Genomic DNA, 20,414 nt, shown 5'->3' on the forward strand with positions numbered 1-20,414 from the left:
GTACAATGTCAGATGTAAAAGGTATAATGTATCCTTTACATTTTACTTTGTACATTTTACTTTTTACAATTTACTTAAAGGTATACCCTTTGCTTTCCAATGCTTCTTTCAAAATGGCCATTCTGGCGAAGACACCGTTTTCCATTTGTCTAAAGATTCTTGATCTCTTGCATTCTACAAGGTCTGAATCTATTTCCACTCCTCTGTTGATAGGAGCCGGATGCATGATGATTGCTTCTTTTTTCATCGCCTGCTCTCTTTCTTTGGTCAGACCATATCTTTTATGATATTCCGAAGCAGTAAAACTCATCGCGGCATCATGTCTTTCGTGCTGGATTCTTAATAACATTAATACATCCACTTCGGTGATCAATTCATCTACAGACATATAAGTCCCGTTGATCAGTGCTCCTTCATCAAACCATTGTTCCGGTCCTGAGAAGTATACTTTTGCTCCCAATCTTCTTAATGCCTCAGCATTTGAATTGGCAACACGGCTATGTTTTACATCACCTACAATTCCTACTTTTAAACCTTCAAACTTTCCGAACTCCTGATAAATGGTCATCAGATCCAGCATACACTGTGAAGGGTGGTTTCCTGTTCCGTCTCCTCCGTTGATCACAGGAATCTTAATATTTTTCAGTTCTTCGAAGTATCTGTCTTTCTTATCTCGTATTACCACAAGGTTTACTCCTATACTTTCAATCGTCTTTACAGTGTCATAAAGGCTTTCCCCTTTGTTTACCGAACTGTGTGATGCATCAAAAGGAACTACCTGCAATCCCAGTTTTCTTTCTGCAAGGTCAAAACTTGTTTTCGTTCTTGTACTGTCTTCGAAGAAAAGGTTTGAGCAAAAAACTTCTCCTTCAATTTTAGCAGTTTTACCGTTCGCAAAAGCCAGTGCTTCTGTCAGTATACTGTTGATTCTCTCGGTGCTTAGTTCTGTAATCGTAAACATAATTCTAATTTTTGGGCATAAAAAAAGCGAAGACAACTATCTTCGCTTAATAACAATAAATATCGTAAAGGGCGCTTTCGCCCGGTAAATCTAATGATATAAATGCTTTTTTATTCATTAGGTGCAAAGATACAACAATTTTATGAACCTACAAAAATTATGTTTAAAATAAATTAAAAACTTCAGTCCTTCCTTATTCTCATTTAAAATTAATATTTTTGTTAAAACTCAAATTTATTCTATGGATTTAAAAGACAAAATGATTCTCAGTATTATTCAGGAAGACTCTACATTATCGGTTAAAGAAATTTCCGAAAAGATAGGTCTTACCTTTACTCCTACGTATGAGCGAATCAAGCAATTGGAGAAGCAAGGAATCATTCAGAAGTATGTAGGACTTTTAAACCGTGAAAAACTGGGTTTAAATATTGTAGTTTACTGTAATGTCCGCCTTAAGGAACAATCCAAGAAAGTATTGGAAACTTTTGAAAATCACATTGGAAAATATGATGAAGTACAGGAAATCATCAGTCTTTCCGGAGAATATGACTATATGTTGAAGATTATTGCCAAAGACATCAATTCTTATAACGAATTTGCTGTTAATGTTATTTCAAACATTCCTAATATCGGGCAATACCACAGTTCAATTGTGCTTCATGAGGTAAAAAAATCTACCAAATTTAAAATTGATCTGGAATAATCATTCTATTTTTAAACCAAAACTGATTTAAACTTCTTGCTGAAAATCTCTGATTTTCTTGCGCCTTAAAAAAATAACTCAAATAATTATCTTTGCGCCTTTGCGTACACCAACTTCTTTTATAAACTTGTATTTTGTTAGAAAACGCAAAGACGCAAAAGAAATTCATAAACTTCATGTTGTAGGGCGCAAAGATTTTATCTCCGATAAAATTTTATGCAGTAGATTTTCTTAACTTACCTTAAATCTTCATCTTCCTTTATGGTTCAAGATAATCAATCATCAAATTCAAAGAGCGGAATTACAATCCAGCCATTAAGATCACTTAAGCAGATAAGATTTAAGATTAAGGCTTTCACAACGAAAAGACAGCAGGCTATAAAATAATTTTAGAGATTCCACTGATTTTTGCTTAAGTTTTTGCTGACCTTAATGGCTTAGATTCTAACCCAATAATTTATTTTTCAGTTTATTGAACTGATATTCTATTTTATCCAGACAAAGATTACCGATGCTTCCCTGATGGGTATGTTCAAGGTTTCCAGGCTCAAACTCAAACGCATTGTTTTCAATCTCCTGTCCTACTTTTACATAAGCATCACGGAAAGAACTGCCATTCTTTACCTCTTCATTGATCTTTTCTACGCTGAAAAGATACTTGTACTTTTCATCTTCCAGAATCCCGTCTTTCACCTTAATATTAGGCAAAGTATAGCTTAAAATTTCCAGACACTCCTTTAAAGAGTCTATGGCAGGGAAAAGTATTTCCTTTGTAAGCTGTACATCTCTGTGGTATCCGGAAGGAAGATTCGTCGTTAAAAGGATCAGTTCATTTGGAAGTGACTGAATTCTGTTGCATCGTGCACGAACCAGTTCAAAGATATCCGGATTCTTTTTATGCGGCATAATGCTGCTTCCTGTGGTAAACTCTTTTGGAAAGCTGATAAAGTCAAAATTCTGACTCAGATACAGACATACATCATAAGCAAACTTCCCAAGAGTTCCCGCTAAGGTTGCCATGGCCATTGCCAGCATCTTTTCCGACTTTCCACGAGTCATCTGCGCATATACAGAGTTATAATTCATCGACTGGAAGCCTAAATTATACGTGGTACTTTCACGGTTGATCGGAAACGAAGAACCATAACCTGCTGCAGATCCCAGCGGGTTTTTATTAATGATATTCTTTACTGAAAATAACATTTCCACATCATCCAAAAGTGCTTCCGCATAAGCCCCGAACCACAATCCGAATGATGAAGGCATCGCAATCTGCAAATGGGTATATCCAGGAAGTAAAACATCTTTATGCTGATTCGCCAGTTGAATTAAAATCTGGAAGAACTCGTCTGTAAGAGCTGTTATCTCACGGATTTCATCCAATAAGTACAATTTTATATCCAATAAAACCTGATCATTTCTGGATCGTGCCGTATGAATTTTCTTTCCAGTGTCTCCTAATTCTTCAATGAGAATAGCTTCTATCTGAGAATGGATATCCTCAGCATCTTTATCAATTTCAAAACTACCGTCTTCAATTTTATCTAAAATACTATTTAAAACAGATAACATCTGCTCTGATTCTTCCTGAGAAATAATCCCGGTTTCTGCTAACATTTTGCAGTGCGCCATAGAACCTTTAGCATCATATTTTGCTAAACGCTCGTCAAAGTCAAGATCTTTTCCAACGGTAAAATTATTGACTAATATATTGGTGGCAAGGTCATCCTTCTGCCATATTTTTTTCATATGATTTATTTAAAATATTGATTGGTTTTGACATGCCCAGCTAGGCAATCCTTATTACTATTAACTATAAAAAAACATTTCCTTATGTAAAGCCTTCATTTCTAATTTTCTTTTTGCATAAATCTTATTAAAAACTAAACTTCTAGTGCCTGCCGGGCGGAGTCAAAACATATATTTCAGAGATTAGAAATTAGATGTTAGAAGTGAGTTATAACCTTTACGTGGTCTTTTTCTACTAATTTCTAGTCTCTAGCTTCTAGTTTCTCTTTTATAACACTTTTTCTAAAATTCTGATGTAGATTTCTATTCCTTCTTCTATTTCATGGATATAGATAAATTCATCTGCTGTGTGAGAGCGCCTACTGTCACCCGGGCCTATTTTCACTGATGTACATGGAATAATCGCCTGATCCGAAGAGGTTGGAGATCCATAAGTGGTTCTTCCGATTTCAAGACCTGCTTTCACAAACGGATGGTCCATTTCAATCTTTGAAGAATTCAGTCTGAACGATCTTGCCGTCAATGTAGATTTCATCTGAGACTGGATAATTTCAAACGCTTCCTCGTTGGAATATTCATCTGTAACCCTCACATCCAGTGTGAAATTACATGACTCCGGAACAACATTATGCTGTACTCCAGCATGAATTCCAGATAAGGTAACCTTAACTTCGCCCAGATATTCTGAAACTTTTGGAAATTTAAAGGCTAAAATATTCTGGAGATCCTCCATACATTTTACAATCGAGTTATCATCATTAGGATGAGCGGCATGAGAAGGAGTTCCTTTCATTTCTCCATCAATTACAAGAAGTCCTTTTTCTGCAATCGCCAGATTCATCTGCGTGGGTTCTCCTACAATAGCGAGTTCTACATTGGGTAGCTGCGGAAATAAGGCTTCAATTCCATCAAATCCTGAAATCTCCTCCTCTGCCGTCAAAGCAATAACTAAATTATATTTTAAATCTTCTTTATCATAAAAATGTAAAAAAACCTGGGCCATAGAAACCAAAGAAGCTCCTGCATCATTACTTCCCAAACCAAACAGCTTACCTTCTTTTTCAATAGGAATAAACGGATCCAGCGTATAGGCTTTATTGGGTTTTACCGTATCATGGTGGGTATTCAGTAAAACGGAAGGCTTAAATACATCAAAGTGTTTATTCACCGCCCAGATGTTGTTTTTAAAACGTTTAGTAGGAATCTGATGTTTTTTGAAAAAATTCTCAATTTCTATTGATGTATTAAACTCATCTTTACTGAATGAAGGAATCTCAATCAAATTTTTAAGCAATCCGACTGCATTATTCAATAGCTCTTCTTTATTATAAACAGATCTCAGTTCCTGCATGATGATTTTCTATATGATTTTTCAATTGCGTCTCTTTAATCAGAAACACTTTATCTACATTATTTTTTATTGCTCCAAGAGCATTTTCAAGTTTAGGTAAAATCCCTTTGTGAAGTTTTCCTTCTTCTTTTAGTACCGTAAACTCTTCCTCATTTACACTTTTAATCACTGATTCAGGATCGTTTACATCTTCTAAAACACCTTCTTTATCAAAACAATACAACAATTCAACTTCATATTTTTCTGACAAAGCCTGTGCAATCACAGAAGCAATGGTATCTGCGTTGGTATTGAAAAGATTCCCTTTTCTGTCATGGGTAATCGCAGAAAATACAGGTACAAGATCCAGCTTGATGAGTTTTGAAACCAACTTTCTGTTCACGCTTTTCTTAGTGATATCCCCCACAAATCCAAAGTCGATTTCAGGATGTTCTCTTTTTTTAGCTTTAATCAGATTTCCGTCTGCACCGGAAAATCCTATGGCATTACATTTTTTCTGCTGCAGCTTTTCAACAATATTTTTATTGATTCCTCCTGCATATACCATGGTTACAATATCCAACGTTTCTTTATCCGTAATCCTTCTTCCGTTGATCATTTTCTGTTCGATACCCAGTTTGTCAGCCAATGTTGTAGCCAACTTTCCTCCACCATGAACAAGGATCTTTTTTTCCTGAATTTCAGAAAATTGGGCTAAGAATTGGGCTAGCAATTCTTCATCATCAATTAAAGCTCCGCCAATTTTTATGATGTATAACTTTTCTTTCATTGTAAACGTTTTGTGATCCTTACTTCAATCCTTGTCAAGGTTTTGAACCTTGACAAGGATCAGTAATCAAGATTCCAGATTGAAAAAATTATCCGGCATTCAGTTCATCTAAAATCTCACTGAAAACAGCCTGTGCAGAGAAAATACGGTTTTTCGCCTGTTGATAGATGATAGAATTACCTCCATCCATCACCTCATCACTCAGCTCAACATTACGACGAACCGGAAGACAGTGCATTACCTTCGCTTCATTGGTATGGGCTAATTTTTCATTGGTAAGCATCCAATCCCCTTTTACTTCAGGCATTGCTGCATAATCATCAAAAGAAGACCAGTTTTTTACATAAATAAAATCAGCATCCTTTAAAGCTTCATCCTGATCATGAATTACTTTCACATCTTTTGTGAATTTTTTATCCAAATCATAGCCTTCAGGATTAGCAATCACCAATTCCACATCCATTTCCTGCATCCATTCTGCAAAAGAATTTCCAACGGCATGGGCAATAGGTTTGATATGTGGTGCCCAGGTTAGTACCACTTTAGGTTTGTGGTCTTTTTTCCAGTTTTCTGTAATGGTAATACAATCTGCCAGACTTTGCAGCGGATGGCGCGTTGCAGATTCCAATGAAACAACAGGAACTTTTGCATGTTTTTCAAACTGGCTTAAGATACTTTCATTTACATCATCTTCTTTGCTCTTCATCCCTGCGAAACAACGCACTGCAATGATATCGCAATATTGATTTAAAACTTCAATAGCATCTTTGATATGTTCTACGGTGTCACCGTTCATTACAGCTCCATCAGCAAACTCTAGATTCCAGGCTTCCTGTGCTGCATTTAATGTCAAAACATTCAACCCTAGATTTTGCGCTGCAATCTGACTGCTCAGACGGGTTCTTAAGCTTGAATTTAAAAATACAAGTCCAATTGTTTTTCCCTTTCCTTTTTCTGTTTCAGTAAGGGGATCTGCTTTTATTTGTAAAGCTTTTTTTATGATTTCCTGTAAGTTTTCTACATCACTTACAGAGGTAAATTTTTTCATTTTGAATTAATTTTAAAGATTTTGTTTACATATTAATTGTTGATCTAACCACAAAAGGCACAAAAGTTTTTATTAAAACACTTTAGAACACTTAAGTGCACTTCTTAAGCCTTTAGTATTTTCTTAAAATCACTTAGTGTTTAAATTCTTTTGTGACTTTTGTGGTTTAAATTTTCCCAAGCACTTCTTTCAAAGCATTGATGAAAAGATCCGTTTCCTCTTGTTTGATATTCAGTGCCGGAAGAATCCTTAAGACACTTTTATCATTAGAGTTTCCTGTGAAAATATGATGATCGAACAATAAGCTTTTCCTTATTTCTGAACAATCTCTGTCGAGTTCTATTCCGATCATCAATCCTTTCCTTCGGATGGATTTAATATGTGGTAAATCTTTAATTTCATTTTCAATATACTCACCCATTTTCTGAGCATTTTCAATAAGATTTTCATCTTTCATGACATCCAGAACAGCAATTGAAGCGGCACAAGCCAGATGATTTCCTCCGAATGTAGTTCCCAGCAAACCATTGCTTGCCTGAAATTTAGGATGAATTAAAACTCCACCCACAGGGAAACCATTCCCCATTCCTTTTGCGGTTGTAATAATATCCGCTTCTACCCCAAACTCCTGATGAGCAAAGAAATATCCGCTTCTTCCATATCCTGACTGTACTTCATCCAAAATAAGAACAACATCATATTTTTCGCACAGTTCTTTAATTTTAGATAAAAATTCCGGGGTAGGAATCATAATGCCGCCTACTCCTTGAATTCCTTCAATGATAACGGAAGAAATTTCACTTCCCTGTTTCTCAAAAATTTCCTCAAGCTGCTGCACATCATTCCAGTCTGATTTGATGAATCTTTCTGAAAAATTAACCGGAGCCACAATTTTCGGATTATCTGTTACGGAAACCGCCGCAGAAGTTCTTCCATGGAATGAACCGGAAAAATAAAGCACTTTACTTTTTCCATTATGAAACGATGCAAGCTTTAAAGCATTTTCATTGGCTTCAGCTCCTGAATTACATAAGAACAGATTATAATCTTCATATCCTGAAAGTTTTCCCAACTTTTCTGCCAGTTCAGTCTGCAATTCATTCTGAACCGAATTGGAATAAAAGGAGATCTTTTCCAATTGATCTTTTAACTTATTCTGATAATGCGGATGGTTATGACCAATGGAAATTACAGCATGACCTCCGTAAAAATCAAGATACTGCTCTCCTTTGTCATCCCAAAGAAAAGATCCCTGAGCTTTAACCGGATTTATATTGAATAATGGATATACGTTGAATAAATTCATGTCTTTTAATAAATGATAATTGATAAATAATAAATGATACAGGATTCGGGTTCCGAGTTCCCATACATTTTACTTTGTACATTCTACATCAGAATGCTATTGGTTTCAGGTTCAATCCTGCATTTTCTTCCCAGTTCATTGCCAGATTCATATTCTGTATGGCCTGTCCTGAAGCACCTTTTAACAAATTGTCAATCGCTGAGTGAATAACGACAACATTTCCACTCTTTTCGATCTGAATCACACAGCGATTGGTATTGACAACCTGCTTTAAATCAATTGCCCTGTTACTTACCGTAACAAAAGGCTCCTCCGCATAAAAATCCTGATACAATTGTTCTATTTCCTCCAGCTCCAAGTTCGTCTTCATGGTGGAACTTGTAAAAATTCCTCTTGCAAAATCTCCTCTCCATGGAACAAAATTCAGGGTTACTTCTTTATTATTAAATGCAACCAGCTGCTGTAAAATCTCATCTACATGCTGATGCGTTAAAGTTTTATACGCTGAAACATTATCATTTCTCCAGGTAAAATGAGTGGTTGCCTGCAAAGACTGCCCAGCTCCGGTAGAACCTGTAATCCCTGTAGTAAAAACTTCATTTAACGCTCTTTTTTCTGCTAATGGCAGTAAAGCCAATTGAATCGCTGTAGCAAAACATCCCGGGTTCGCAATACTTTTTGCCCCCGACAGTTGTTTTTTATTGATTTCCGGTAATCCGTAGATGAAATTTCTGTTCTCAAAGTTTCCTTCTAAACGGAAATCGTTTCCGAGATCAATCACCAGCGTTTCATCTTTTACAGGATTTTGAGTTAACCAGTTTTGACTTTCTTTATGGGGAAGACACAGAAAAAGAATATCTACATCTTCAGGTGTATCTGTCAAAACCATTTCACAAACGGTCGTTAAATCCGGGTACAGATCTGAAATTCTTGTTCCCGAATTCGAACGACTATATAAAAAACTCAATGTCACATGGGGATGAAAAGCCAGTAAGCGTATCAGCTCACTTCCTGTATAACCGTTAGCACCAATTATTCCTACTGTTTTCTTCATTTTGATTCTTACAGAATGTTATTCTGCCTTACATTACGTTCTTTCGGAACTAATTGATATTCTGGTTAATCTGGTGGTATATATTTAAAGAATTGCTTACAATCTTTGTATATCCTTTCACATCGTCGCCTGTCCACGCTCTGTTAGCTTCTCCATAACTTCCGAATTTATCAGACATCAGATCGTGATTAGACTCAATTCCATTTAAAATAAATCTATAAGGATGAAGAGTTACAAATACTTTTCCGCTTACTGTTTTCTGAGAATCTACTAAGAAAGACTCAATATTTCTCATGACAGGATCCAGGAAAAGCGCCTCGTGAAGCCAGTTTCCATACCAGTCGGATAACTGAGACTTCATCATTTGCTGATATTTTGAAAGTGTATGTTTCTCCAATAAATGATGCGCTTTGATAATCACTGATGCTGCTGCTGCTTCAAATCCCACACGTCCTTTAATTCCAACAATGGTATCACCTACGTGAATATCACGACCAATTCCATACGCTGAAGCTAATTCTTCTATTTTTTGAATGGCATATACAGAATGTTCAAAGCTTTCTCCGTTCACTCCAATCACTTCTCCGTTTTTAAACTCGATCTCCAGTTCTGAAGGCTGAGTTTCTTTAATCTGAGAGGGAAAAGCTTCTTCCGGCAGATAATTTCTTGAAGTCAAAGTTTCTTTTCCTCCTACCGAAGTTCCCCAAAGTCCTTTATTCACTGAATATTGTGCCTTATGAAATTCCATTTCATATCCGTGCTCCTTCAAAAATTCAATCTCTTCCTCACGGGACAGTGCCATATCGCGAATGGGAGTAATGATTTCAATATTCGGGCACATCACCTGAAAGATTAAATCAAAACGAACCTGATCATTTCCTGCTCCTGTACTTCCATGAGCAATCGCATCAGCTTTTACTTCTATGGCATATTTTGCAATTTCCTGCGCCTGAATCGTACGCTCAGCACTTACTGAAAGAGGATACGTATTATTTTTCAATACATTCCCAAAAATCAGATATTTCACACATGAATTATAGTAATCTTCCTGAGCGTCTACACACCTGTATTCCTTTACTCCCAGCTTTAAAGCTTTCCTTTCCAGTTCTTTTTCCTCTTCTTTTGAAAAACCTCCGGTATTTACAGTAACGGCATACACGTCATACCCTAGTGTTTCACTAAGATATTTTGCACAGTAGGAAGTATCTAAACCTCCACTAAACGCTAAGATGACTTTCTTTTTCATCTGGACTCTTTTTATTTTTTTTAGTTGTCAAATGGAACTCACCAAGAGATTTTTGTACAGAATACTCAAAATCCATCTGGCTTACTTCATTATATTTATTTTCAGGCTGGTTATTCACCACCTCTTTTTTTTTATCATTTTCAGGAACAAATAACATCGCTGTACACAGGCAGTTTTTGCGTTCCTTCATCATTAAAATTTCATAGTTCACACAGTTTTTGCAGCCACTCCAGAATTCTTCATCCTGAGTCAGTTCAGAGTAGATTACCGGTTTATAACCTAAATCACTATTGATTTTCATTACTGCCAGCCCTGTCGTTAATCCAAATACTTTAGCATCCGGATATTTATCTCTAGATAATTGGAAAACCTTCTGCTTGATCTGAGTAGCCACTCCTCCGTTCCTGAATTTCGGCGACACAATCAGTCCCGAATTGGCAACAAACTTCCCATGTGACCAGGTCTCTATATAACAGAAACCTACCCACTCACCGTTTTCAGTGGCTACCACAGCATTGCCTTCTGAAATCTTCTTACTCAAATATTCTATAGAACGTTTTGCGATTCCCGTTCCTCTACGCTGTGCAGAATCATACATTTCCTGCTGTATTTCACTCACATACATTAGATGTTCGCATGAGGAAATTTCTATTTCCATTTATTTATCTAAATTTTTTGGCAAATTTAAAATATAATTTCTTTTAAATCCAAATAAAAAAGATATTTTTTTTGTTTTAAAATTTTAAACAGGTAAAATTATCTTTATTGAAAAATATACATTTGCTAATTTATTATATATTTGCTAAAATAATATAGTTATGGAAAATACCTGTCCTAAATGCAACAGCACTAAAGTGGTAAAAAGCGGCATCATCAATGAGAAACAACGCTTCCACTGCAAAGACTGTAATTATTATTTTACCGTTAAAAAACTGGGGAAACAAATTGATGATTACTACGTAACCAAAGCCCTGCAGCTCTATTTAGAAGGTTTGAGCTATCGCGAAATTGAAAGAATTATCGGAGTTTCACATGTTACCATCAGCTCATGGATTAAAAAGTATAATATTACAAGACCTCCTCATTCTGAATTTCATCCCGTTTATAAGATTCTAAAACAGAACGAGTTGATCGACTATATCGCTCAGGAAGAAAACATTAAAAACTCAGGAATTATTATCACTCAGTTTGCAGATAAATATATGCTCATCAAGTGGGAACGATTTAAGAAGTAGTCGGGAGGCGAGGTTTCGGGTTACGAGGTACAGAATGCGAGATACGAGTTAAGAGATCTAATTAAACTTTCAATATCAAACACTTACAAATCGATTAGATTAAAAACACGGATCACGAAACCCGAAATGTATAACATTAAACAATTCACAGCTATACTATTACCACTAATATATATTAAATTTTCATAAACAAATTATTAATTACAATTTGGCATTCACAAAAAACAACGCCAAAAATTGATAATTTATGAAGAAATTACTTACATTCATTGGATTAGCTTTAATCAGCAGTTCCGTATACTCACAAGGTTCTCCTGATTATGGCAATGGCTTAAAAATTAACCTCAACCAGAACGGTGATAAATTCATCCGATTTATTTTATGGGATCAGTTTTGGGTAAGAAATACTTCCATGAACCCGGGAAGTATGGTAGGAGGCGAACCTACGGACAACTCCTGGAGCTTAGGAAACAGACGTTTACGTGCTCTGACCTATGCACAAATCTCTAAAAGATATATGATTCTCCTTCACTTCGGAATCAACAACCAGACCTTTATCAATGGCGGAGCTTCAGGAACTTCAGGGACAGGAGGTTATGGAAATGGAAAGAAAACCCAGTTATTTTTTCATGACGCATGGAATGAATATGCAGTTATTTTACCTGGAGAAGCAGGAAAATTCAGTTTATCTTTAGGAGCAGGTCTTCATTACTACATGGGGCTTTCCCGTATGACCATGGCTTCTACCCTTAATTTCCTCACATTAGACTCGCCCGTTTTTTCATGGCCACTGATTGATAATTCAGACCAGTTCGCAAGACAGCTGGGAATGTTTGCCAAAGGTAAATACGGAAAACTGGAATATCGTTTCAGTTTAAATAAACCTTTCGCTACTGATCTTACGCCTGTGAATGTAACAGATCCTTCAAAGGCTATCGCAGTAGACAACAACGGAAATCCCAGTTTTTCAAAAGCAGGATATGTTGAATATCAATTTCTTGACGAAGAATCCAACGCATTACCTTTCAAAGTAGGCTCTTACCTTGGGACAAAAAAGGTTTTCAATGTAGGCGCAGGTTTTTATCATCAGGCCGACGGAACAAGAACTTCCGTGAATTCAAACATTGAGAAACACGACATTACTCTTTTTGCAGTAGATGCTTTCGCAGATATTCCCTTGGGAGAAGCAAAAAACAAAATGGCCGTTTCTGCATATGCCGGATATTACAACTACAATTTCGGACCTAATTATGTAAGAAATCTGGGAACAATGAATATCGCAGCTTCCAATCCTAATTTTATCGGAAATAAAGCCATCGCAGGACCAGGAAATCTACAGCCCACTATCGGAACAGGTAATATTATCTACGCACAGGCTGGTTTACTTTTACCAAGCCAAGCAGAAAAGCCCAAAATCAGAATACAGCCTTTTGCAGCTTATACCCACAAAAGTTTCGAGGCCTTCGATAAATCTTCGTCTCAGTTTGATGTGGGAGCCAACTGGTTCATAGACGGACATCATGCCAAGATAACAACACAATATTCAACAAGACCGGTTTATACCAGTCCTACGGAAAGCCCTTCTTCAAAAGGGGAATTTATTGTCCAGTTTCAGATCTACTTATAAAATTAGAACCATTAAGAATAGTAAAGAAATTAAGATAAGTTAAGCACCATCAAAGATGATATAAAAAGATTATCGCTTAATAAAAATCTTAAATATTCTTATCAACTTAAAATCTCTTAATGGTTTAAAAGCAATTTCAAATTAACATCCTATTCCAATAACATCAAAAACTAATCAATATGAGCGAAAATCATCACGAAAGCTACGAAAATATGACCGACAGGCAGAAAAACCGCACGATATGGAGCGTGATCACTGCCTCTTCTCTAGGCACATTGATAGAATGGTATGACTTCTACATCTTTGGAAGTTTAGCCGTTGTTTTAGCTACGAAATTTTTCCCTGCTGATAATCCTACCGCAGCATTTTTATCCACGCTGGCTACTTTTGCAGCAGGATTTGTTGTACGACCTTTCGGAGCATTATTTTTCGGGAGACTGGGAGATATTATCGGAAGAAAATATACCTTCCTTGTCACTTTACTGATTATGGGATTTTCCACTTTCCTGATCGGATGTATTCCAAGTTATGAAACTATTGGATTTATGGCTCCTGTTTTGGTTTTAATTTTAAGATTACTGCAGGGACTTGCTCTGGGAGGAGAATATGGAGGTGCCGCCACCTATGTTGCAGAATACGCCCAACCTCACCGAAGAGGTTACTGGACATCATGGATCCAAACTACTGCAACTGCCGGACTTTTCATTTCATTAATTGTTATTTTAATCACGAAGACGACTCTTTCTGCGGAAGAATTTGACACCTGGGGATGGAGAGTTCCTTTCTGGATCTCGATTTTAATGGTTGCCGTTTCTTATGTCATCAGAAAAAACATGAAGGAATCTCCGCTTTTTGCCAAGGCCAAAAGTGAGGGGAAAACTTCCAAAAATCCTTTAAAAGAAAGTTTTGGAAATAAATACAATTTCAAATTTGTATTGCTGGCTTTATTCGGAGCAGCCATGGGACAAGGTGTTATCTGGTACACAGGACAGTTTTATGCAATGAGTTTCCTTCAAAAAGTAATGAATGTAGAATCCGCACAGGTTGATTCATTAATGGCCACCGCTTTATTTTTAGGAACTCCGTTTTTTGTATTCTTCGGATGGCTGTCCGATAAAATCGGGAGAAAAGCAGTAATGATGACCGGAATGCTGGTTGCTATTTTAGCCTACAGACCTATATACGACAGCATGTTCAAGAGTGTGAATCTGGAAAGTAAAACTGTTGCCGCTAATGGAATTACAGAAAAAAGAACCGCCAAAATTCATAAAGACATCGCAACAGACAGCCTGGTTACTTTTCACAAAGAAACTCTTTATACAGATGGTACCTTGATCAAAAAAGACAGTGTCGTTCACTGGTCACCTTCGGGAGTTGTCATGAAAGATGGGAAAGCGGAAGAACCTAAAGTTTCTCAAAGTTTAAAACTCAGTGATGACACGAAATGGTATCTGATCTTCCTGGTATTTATTCAGGTTCTATTTGTAACAATGGTGTATGGTCCTATTGCAGCTTTCCTTGTTGAAATGTTCCCTGTGAGAATCCGCTACACTTCAATGTCATTGCCTTATCATATTGGAAACGGAGTATTCGGAGGTCTTCTTCCGGCAGTGGCAACTTATCTGGTCACCACAGGAAAAGAAGCAGGACATGCAACATGGTACTTAGAAGGGCTTTGGTATCCGATTGGGGTTGCCACAGTATGTTTGGTTATCGGATTGTTTTATCTTAAAAATAAGAACAATAATCTTCACGATTAGGTACTGAATCACTCAAATTTTTATTAATTTTAAAACTACTAAAATGAACGGACTAAAAAAAATATTAGGCATTCTCTGGATCGCTATTGCGGTGATTGTAGGATATTTCGGAATTACGGTATTGGGAATCCCAAAAATTGCTTCCGGAAAACAGGAAGATCTGGTTTTTGGCATTATCATCCTTTTTGTACTGATGCCGATTATCTCAGGCGGAATGGCCATTTTCGGGTATTATGCCTTAAAAGGAGAATATTCTGACGATAAAATTTAAAAACAAAAAAGATAATTGATGGACTTGTTATCCATCAATTATCTTTTATCAAAAATCATGTATGAAAAAGAGACACGAACAAAAACTTATCATCCTGAGTGTAGGACTTATGATCGCTTTCAGCATTCCTATTTCATTGCTTTTTAACAGTGACAGGGAAGTTTTAGGCTATCCTATGATTCTGATCTACCTGTTCGTGATCTGGATGATCTCCATTGTGATTTCTTTTGTAATTGTAAAAAGACATGATGAATAGTTTCGCATTATTTTTTGTAGTTCTGTTTTACCTCGCTCTTCTTTTCTTAGTTGCCCATTTAGCAGAGAAGAGAAGAAGTAAACGCTGGATCAACAATCCTTACATCTACGCCTTATCTCTTGCTGTATATTGTACTGCCTGGACGTATTATGGGAGTATTGGAGTGGCAGCTACAAGCGGATTAAATTATCTTCCGATTTACATTGGCCCTATCATGATTATTCCGGCATGGATCTATATCAACACCCGGATTGTAAGAATTTCAAGAGTCAACAAAATAAGCAGCCTTGCCGATTTTATTTCATTGAGATATGGGAACAGCAGAAGCCTGAGCGCCATTATTACCATAGTCTGCCTTCTGGCAATAGTTCCTTATATCGGACTGCAGATCAAAGCCATTTCGGAAACCTTTCATCTGGTAACGGAAACTCCGATGTCTAAAGATATCCTAACCGATAACGCCACTTTTGTAGTGGTTTTAATTGCCTTGTTTTCCTCTTATTATGGAACACGATATGTAGATGCTTCAGAAAAACGTCTGGGAATCATCTCAGCTATTGCACTGGAGAGCTTTTTAAAACTGTTTTTTATTATCATTCTTGGGTTTTTCGTGATTTATTTTGCTTTTGATGGCTTCTCAGACATTTATGAGAAAGCCAGCAAATTTGAAGATTTTAAAGAAAAAAACACCTTCAACGGAATTGAAGGTGCAATGAACTGGATGGTTCTGTGTATGATTTCAGCAACAGCCATCTGTATTCTTCCCAGACAGTTTCACACAGCTATTGTTGAAAACAGACAGGAAAAACATATCAGAACCGCCATCTGGTTTTTCCCGCTTTATCTTTTAATATTCACTGTATTTATCTTCCCGATTGCGTGGGGAGGAAGGTTGATTTTTGACGGACAAAAAGTAAATCCGGAGTTCTACTCTATTCTGATTCCTCAGCATTTTGACAATACCTTGATCACGGTACTGGTTTTTCTTGGCGGATTAAGCTCATGCATTTCAATGATTATCATCTCTGCTATTACTTTATCGATCATGCTTTCCAACAACCTCATCATTCCCTATGGATTATTAGGAAAACTAAAATCTGAAAGCGAGGAGCAAAACACGAGAAGCATTACCAATATCAGAAAATTCAGCATTTTCGCCCTGATCATCATGGCTTTTGCCTTTTACAAGTATTTCATCCTGAAGACTTCACTGGATTCCGTAGGGCTAATATCATTTGTTGTTATTGCCCAACTTGCACCCGCCTTTTTCGGAGCCTTATTCTGGAGAAGAGGAAGTTATAAAGGTGCTGTAACAGGGCTTATAGCCGGATTAGTGATTTGTTATTTCGGATTGATTATTCCACAGTATTATTTTTCCTATAACCAGGAGTTTAAAGGCGTAATCAGGGATATGTATGACGCTTTCGGCTTTTTCACCATTCCTTATCTGGGAAGAATTTCGCAGATCTTTTTCTGGTCAATGCTGGTGAATACAAGCCTGTTTACGATTGTTTCCGTAAGTTCAAAAGGAAATTACCGCGAAAGAAACTTTGCTGAACTGTATGTTGACATTGACAAATACATTCAAAACCATGAAAATGCTTTCATCTGGCGGGGAACAGCCTATATTTCAGATATTCAGAATATCCTGGAACGTTTTTTAGGTAAAAGCAAAACAGAACAGGCTTTAAGAATTTTTAATTTAAAATATAATATAGATTCCAACACTGAAACTGCCGATTCAAGGTTTATTAAATTTTCAGAAAATCTTTTGGCGGGAAGAATCGGTACCGCTTCGGCCAAAATATTAATCGAAGGAGTGACGAAGGAAGATAAAATATCGTTAAAAGAAGTTTTAAATATCCTCGAAGAATCTCAGGAAAATATCAGTTTAAATAAAAAACTTACCGAACAGTCTGAAGAACTGCAGAAACTTTCCGATGACCTCAGAACAGCTAACGAAAGCCTGATCATCAAAGACCGTCAAAAAGACGACTTTCTGGATTCTGTTGCCCATGAATTAAGAACTCCGATTACGGCAATCCGTTCTGCAGGAGAAATCCTGGCTGATGATGACGAGATTCCCTTTGACATTAAGCAGGAATTTCTGAACAATATCGTCACAGAATCCGACAGATTAAGTGAAATCATCAACGATATTTTGTATCTGGACAAATTACAGCATGGTGAAATCTCTTTACATATTCAGGAAAATAACATTATTGAAACCTATAAAAAAGCATTAAATCCGCTCCTTCATCTGATACAGCAGAAAAACATTCATTTAAGTGAGGTTAATCTTCTGAATCAATTTATATTTGAATATGATGAAGCAAGAATGATTCAGCTGTTTCAGAACATTTGGGGCAATGCCTTAAAATTCACTGAAGAACAGGGAACAATTCAAACCAAATTATTTGAAAAAGATCAAAAGCTGATCATTACCATTTTCAATACCGGGAAACATATTCCGGAAGAGGATCTGGAAATGATTTTTGACAAGTTTTATCAGTCGAAAAACCAAAATATTTTAAAACCTACGGGAAGCGGACTGGGACTGGCCATTTCCAAAAAAATTGTACAGGCACACGGAGGAAGTATAAAAGCCGAAAACAGCGGATTAGGAGTAACTTTCACCATAAGCATTCCCGGAAAAATAAAAAAAGAGAATACCCATGAAGTTGAACATCATTAAACCACTTTTATGAAAAAGATAATCATTGCAGATGACGAACACAAAATATTAATGTCGCTCGAATACAGTTTTAAGAAAAACGGATATGATGTCTATATTGCCCGTGACGGAATGGAAGTCCTGGACTTTTTGAAAACAATGGTTCCGGACGTGATTCTTCTCGATATTATGATGCCTAATCTTGATGGTTACAGCACCCTGGATCTCATTAAGCAGGATGAGAAACTGAAAGACACCAAAGTCATCTTTCTGAGTGCTAAAAACAATCCCAGAGATATTGAAAAAGGATTAGAAATGGGAGCAGATGCTTATGTCACAAAGCCCTACTCGATTAAGAAACTGATGCAGCAGATTGAGGAAATGTTTTAAAAAAGAATCTAGAGCCAAGAATCAAGATATAAGACTTCAGACAACGACTTAGTAAAAAATCTTATGTCTTCGCCTTCGGGCCGCAAGCAAAAAACAAACACACGATTATTGATATGGATACTGATATATTATTTAAACAAAGCATAGAAAATAAAGAAGACTTCTGGAGAGAACAGGCCGGACAAATACAATGGTTTGATTTTCCCCACCAGATTCTTTCCAAAGACGAAAATGATTATCCACAATGGTTTTCCGACGGGAAGCTCAACATGTGCTATTTATGTATTGATAAACATATTGAAGACGGTTTTGGAGATCAGACTGCGATCGTTTATGATTCTCCTGTAACCCATCAGAAGAAAACTTATACATTCAGTCAGGCGAAAGAGGAAATTACAAAATTAGCGGGAGGATTGGTTTCTTTGGGATTAAAAAAAGGAGATACCGCTGTCATTTATATGCCTATGATTCCACAAACACTTTTTGCAATGCTGGCATGTGCAAGAATCGGGGTTATTCACAATGTCGTTTTCGGAGGTTTCGCTCCTCATGAGCTTGTTGTGAGAATTGATGACTGCAAACCTAAAGTTTTAATCACCGCTACTGCCGGAGTAGAAATTGCCAAAAGAATCCCCTACCTTCCGTTAGTGGAAAAGGCCATTGAACTGGCACAGGATAAAGTAGACAATATCGTTGTATACAATAGAAAACTGGTAGATAATCAGGACGAAATGTTTGATGGGTTAATTGATTATGAAGAGTTAGTAGAAAAATCAGAACCGGCAGATTGCATTTATGTAGAATCCACTCATCCGCTTTACCTCCTCTACACCTCAGGAACTACCGGAAAACCCAAAGGCATCGTTCGCGATACCGGAGGATATGCTACTGCATTACAATTCTCAATGACTTATGTTTATGGAGTAGAACCCGGTGAAACCTATTGGGCGGCTTCAGACTTCGGATGGGCTGTAGGACATAGTTTTTCAGTATACGGGCCATTAATCAACAGAAACACAACTATTATTTTTGAAGGAAAACCCATTATGACTCCCGATGCCGGTACTTTCTGGAGAATTATTTCAGAATATAAAGTTTCGGTAATGTTTACCGCACCTACTGCTATCAGAGCTATTAAGAAAGAAGACCCCAACGGAGAACTGGTCAAAAAATATGATCTGTCCCATTTCAAAAAACAGTTTCTGGCTGGTGAAAGATGTGATGTAGCCACTCTGGACTGGTTTGCAGAGCATATTGGTGTTCCGGCAATAGATCATTGGTGGCAGACAGAATCTGGCTGGCCTATGCTTGGATTACTCACTCACGATGAAAACTATCAGATCAAAAGAGCGTCTGCAGGAAAACCAGTTCCGGGATATGACATTAAAATCTTTGATGAAAACGGATTGGAGCTTGATCCTCATCACGAAGGTTATCTGGTAATCAAACTTCCTCTCCCGCCCGGTGCCATGCTAGGAATCTGGAAAGATTATGCACGTTTTGACAGCAGTTACCTGTCTCAGTATAAAGGTTACTATTTTTCAGGAGACGGCGCTATTCAGGATGAAGACGGCTATATTTTCATTACGGGAAGAGTGGATGACGTGATCAACGTGGCAGGCCACAGACTTTCTACTTCTGAAATGGAAGAAATTGTTTCTTCACATCCCGATGTTGCCGAATGCGCTGTGGTAGGTATTGATGATGATTTAAAAGGACAGGTTCCTTTTGCCACGGTGGTTTTGAAGAATGGTTCAGCGATTTCTGAAACAGACATTGAAAAAGATATCATTCAGATGGTCCGCGACAAAATCGGGCCCGTAGCTTTTCTGAAAAACGTAATGGTTGTCAAACGCTTACCCAAAACAAGATCCGGGAAAATTTTGAGAAAATTAATAAGAACGTTACTTGACGGTAAAGATTTCCAGATTCCATCTACGATTGATGACGAGAAAATCATTGATGAAATCCAGGAAAAAATCAAGGAATATAGGGCTTAAACGGGAAATTAAAC

Annotated in this window: 18 protein-coding genes; 9 read left to right on the forward strand and 9 right to left on the reverse strand. The window is 37.0% G+C overall.

Translation table 11 applies throughout. The features are described from left to right. Positions 1–70: 70 nt before the first annotated feature. Positions 71–961 (reverse strand): aspartate carbamoyltransferase catalytic subunit, encoded by an 891-nt coding sequence (locus tag JOE44_RS07980; protein WP_245169738.1) that lies wholly within the window; start codon positions 959–961, stop codon positions 71–73. A gap of 241 nt (positions 962–1,202) precedes the next feature. Here JOE44_RS07980 and JOE44_RS07985 point away from each other — a divergent pair, with 241 nt between their 5' ends. Beyond that, positions 1,203–1,664 carry an Lrp/AsnC family transcriptional regulator gene (locus JOE44_RS07985; protein ID WP_002980286.1) on the forward strand — a complete coding sequence of 154 codons (462 nt, stop codon included), beginning with the start codon at positions 1,203–1,205 and terminating at the stop codon, positions 1,662–1,664. Positions 1,665–2,108: 444 nt separating this feature from the next. Here JOE44_RS07985 and argH read toward each other — a convergent pair whose 3' ends face one another. The 8 genes from argH to JOE44_RS08025 form a co-directional block, all read right to left on the reverse strand. Then, positions 2,109–3,413, reverse strand: coding sequence for an argininosuccinate lyase (gene argH / locus JOE44_RS07990; protein WP_209785122.1), 1,305 nt, complete (start codon positions 3,411–3,413; stop codon positions 2,109–2,111). 268 nt (positions 3,414–3,681) lie between these two features. Then, the gene (locus tag JOE44_RS07995) at positions 3,682–4,764 is read right to left on the reverse strand and encodes a M20 family metallo-hydrolase (RefSeq protein WP_209785123.1); all 1,083 of its coding nucleotides are present in this window, start codon (positions 4,762–4,764) and stop codon (positions 3,682–3,684) included. Further along, positions 4,739–5,533: an acetylglutamate kinase gene (gene argB / locus JOE44_RS08000; protein WP_209785124.1), complete on the reverse strand. Its 795-nt coding sequence runs from the start codon at positions 5,531–5,533 to the stop codon at positions 4,739–4,741. Before argB ends, JOE44_RS07995 begins: the two co-directional genes overlap by 26 nt. An 88-nt stretch (positions 5,534–5,621) precedes the next feature. Next, positions 5,622–6,581: an N-acetylornithine carbamoyltransferase gene (locus JOE44_RS08005; protein ID WP_209785125.1), complete on the reverse strand. Its 960-nt coding sequence runs from the start codon at positions 6,579–6,581 to the stop codon at positions 5,622–5,624. A 166-nt stretch (positions 6,582–6,747) separates the two neighbouring features. Next, a complete protein-coding gene (locus JOE44_RS08010) occupies positions 6,748–7,887 on the reverse strand; it encodes an aspartate aminotransferase family protein (protein WP_209785126.1) in 1,140 nt (379 codons plus the stop codon). A gap of 88 nt (positions 7,888–7,975) precedes the next feature. Continuing rightward, a complete protein-coding gene (gene argC, locus JOE44_RS08015; RefSeq protein ID WP_209785127.1) occupies positions 7,976–8,941 on the reverse strand; it encodes an N-acetyl-gamma-glutamyl-phosphate reductase in 966 nt (321 codons plus the stop codon). A 49-nt stretch (positions 8,942–8,990) separates the two neighbouring features. Then, a complete protein-coding gene (locus JOE44_RS08020; RefSeq protein ID WP_209785128.1) occupies positions 8,991–10,187 on the reverse strand; it encodes an argininosuccinate synthase domain-containing protein in 1,197 nt (398 codons plus the stop codon). Further along, positions 10,159–10,845 (reverse strand): GNAT family N-acetyltransferase, encoded by a 687-nt coding sequence (locus tag JOE44_RS08025; RefSeq protein ID WP_209785129.1) that lies wholly within the window; start codon positions 10,843–10,845, stop codon positions 10,159–10,161. The genes JOE44_RS08020 and JOE44_RS08025 overlap by 29 nt, the downstream gene beginning before the upstream one ends. A 160-nt stretch (positions 10,846–11,005) precedes the next feature. Between JOE44_RS08025 and JOE44_RS08030 the strand changes: the two genes are divergently transcribed. From JOE44_RS08030 to JOE44_RS08065, 8 genes are all read left to right on the forward strand, one after another. Next, positions 11,006–11,422: a helix-turn-helix domain-containing protein gene (locus tag JOE44_RS08030; protein ID WP_047423319.1), complete on the forward strand. Its 417-nt coding sequence runs from the start codon at positions 11,006–11,008 to the stop codon at positions 11,420–11,422. A 247-nt stretch (positions 11,423–11,669) separates the two neighbouring features. Then, complete coding sequence (locus tag JOE44_RS08035) at positions 11,670–13,049, forward strand: porin (RefSeq protein ID WP_209785130.1); 1,380 nt, start codon at positions 11,670–11,672, stop codon at positions 13,047–13,049. A gap of 179 nt (positions 13,050–13,228) precedes the next feature. Further along, positions 13,229–14,809, forward strand: a complete 1,581-nt coding sequence (locus tag JOE44_RS08040) for an MFS transporter (RefSeq protein WP_209785131.1) — start codon at positions 13,229–13,231, stop codon at positions 14,807–14,809. Between the two features lie 43 nt (positions 14,810–14,852). Further along, on the forward strand, positions 14,853–15,080 hold the full coding sequence (locus JOE44_RS08045) for a DUF6814 family protein (RefSeq protein WP_034696261.1): 228 nt from the start codon (positions 14,853–14,855) through the stop codon (positions 15,078–15,080). 61 nt (positions 15,081–15,141) lie between these two features. Continuing rightward, positions 15,142–15,336, forward strand: coding sequence for a hypothetical protein (locus tag JOE44_RS08050; RefSeq protein WP_034696262.1), 195 nt, complete (start codon positions 15,142–15,144; stop codon positions 15,334–15,336). Further along, a complete protein-coding gene (locus JOE44_RS08055) occupies positions 15,329–18,031 on the forward strand; it encodes an ATP-binding protein (RefSeq protein WP_209789133.1) in 2,703 nt (900 codons plus the stop codon). Before JOE44_RS08050 ends, JOE44_RS08055 begins: the two co-directional genes overlap by 8 nt. Positions 18,032–18,040: 9 nt before the next feature. Then, entirely contained in the window at positions 18,041–18,400 is a 360-nt protein-coding gene (locus JOE44_RS08060; protein ID WP_209785132.1) for a response regulator, read from the forward strand. Positions 18,401–18,513: 113 nt separating this feature from the next. Continuing rightward, on the forward strand, positions 18,514–20,400 hold the full coding sequence (locus tag JOE44_RS08065; protein WP_209785133.1) for an AMP-binding protein: 1,887 nt from the start codon (positions 18,514–18,516) through the stop codon (positions 20,398–20,400). Positions 20,401–20,414 lie beyond the last annotated feature (14 nt).

The organism is Chryseobacterium sp. PvR013 (genome assembly GCF_017833095.1).
GTDB lineage: Bacteria > Bacteroidota > Bacteroidia > Flavobacteriales > Weeksellaceae > Chryseobacterium > Chryseobacterium culicis_A.

Excerpts from the sequence above, each read along its gene's own strand:
- JOE44_RS07980 (WP_245169738.1), bottom strand. The coding sequence starts at position 961 with ATGTTTACGATTACAGAACTAAGCACCGAGAGAATCAACAGTATACTG.
- JOE44_RS07985 (WP_002980286.1), top strand. The coding sequence starts at position 1,203 with ATGGATTTAAAAGACAAAATGATTCTCAGTATTATTCAGGAAGACTCT.
- argH (WP_209785122.1), bottom strand. The coding sequence starts at position 3,413 with ATGAAAAAAATATGGCAGAAGGATGACCTTGCCACCAATATATTAGTC.
- JOE44_RS07995 (WP_209785123.1), bottom strand. The coding sequence starts at position 4,764 with ATGCAGGAACTGAGATCTGTTTATAATAAAGAAGAGCTATTGAATAAT.
- argB (WP_209785124.1), bottom strand. The coding sequence starts at position 5,533 with ATGAAAGAAAAGTTATACATCATAAAAATTGGCGGAGCTTTAATTGAT.
- JOE44_RS08005 (WP_209785125.1), bottom strand. The coding sequence starts at position 6,581 with ATGAAAAAATTTACCTCTGTAAGTGATGTAGAAAACTTACAGGAAATC.
- JOE44_RS08010 (WP_209785126.1), bottom strand. The coding sequence starts at position 7,887 with ATGAATTTATTCAACGTATATCCATTATTCAATATAAATCCGGTTAAA.
- argC (WP_209785127.1), bottom strand. The coding sequence starts at position 8,941 with ATGAAGAAAACAGTAGGAATAATTGGTGCTAACGGTTATACAGGAAGT.
- JOE44_RS08020 (WP_209785128.1), bottom strand. The coding sequence starts at position 10,187 with ATGAAAAAGAAAGTCATCTTAGCGTTTAGTGGAGGTTTAGATACTTCC.
- JOE44_RS08025 (WP_209785129.1), bottom strand. The coding sequence starts at position 10,845 with ATGGAAATAGAAATTTCCTCATGCGAACATCTAATGTATGTGAGTGAA.
- JOE44_RS08030 (WP_047423319.1), top strand. The coding sequence starts at position 11,006 with ATGGAAAATACCTGTCCTAAATGCAACAGCACTAAAGTGGTAAAAAGC.
- JOE44_RS08035 (WP_209785130.1), top strand. The coding sequence starts at position 11,670 with ATGAAGAAATTACTTACATTCATTGGATTAGCTTTAATCAGCAGTTCC.
- JOE44_RS08040 (WP_209785131.1), top strand. The coding sequence starts at position 13,229 with ATGAGCGAAAATCATCACGAAAGCTACGAAAATATGACCGACAGGCAG.
- JOE44_RS08045 (WP_034696261.1), top strand. The coding sequence starts at position 14,853 with ATGAACGGACTAAAAAAAATATTAGGCATTCTCTGGATCGCTATTGCG.
- JOE44_RS08050 (WP_034696262.1), top strand. The coding sequence starts at position 15,142 with ATGAAAAAGAGACACGAACAAAAACTTATCATCCTGAGTGTAGGACTT.
- JOE44_RS08055 (WP_209789133.1), top strand. The coding sequence starts at position 15,329 with ATGAATAGTTTCGCATTATTTTTTGTAGTTCTGTTTTACCTCGCTCTT.
- JOE44_RS08060 (WP_209785132.1), top strand. The coding sequence starts at position 18,041 with ATGAAAAAGATAATCATTGCAGATGACGAACACAAAATATTAATGTCG.
- JOE44_RS08065 (WP_209785133.1), top strand. The coding sequence starts at position 18,514 with ATGGATACTGATATATTATTTAAACAAAGCATAGAAAATAAAGAAGAC.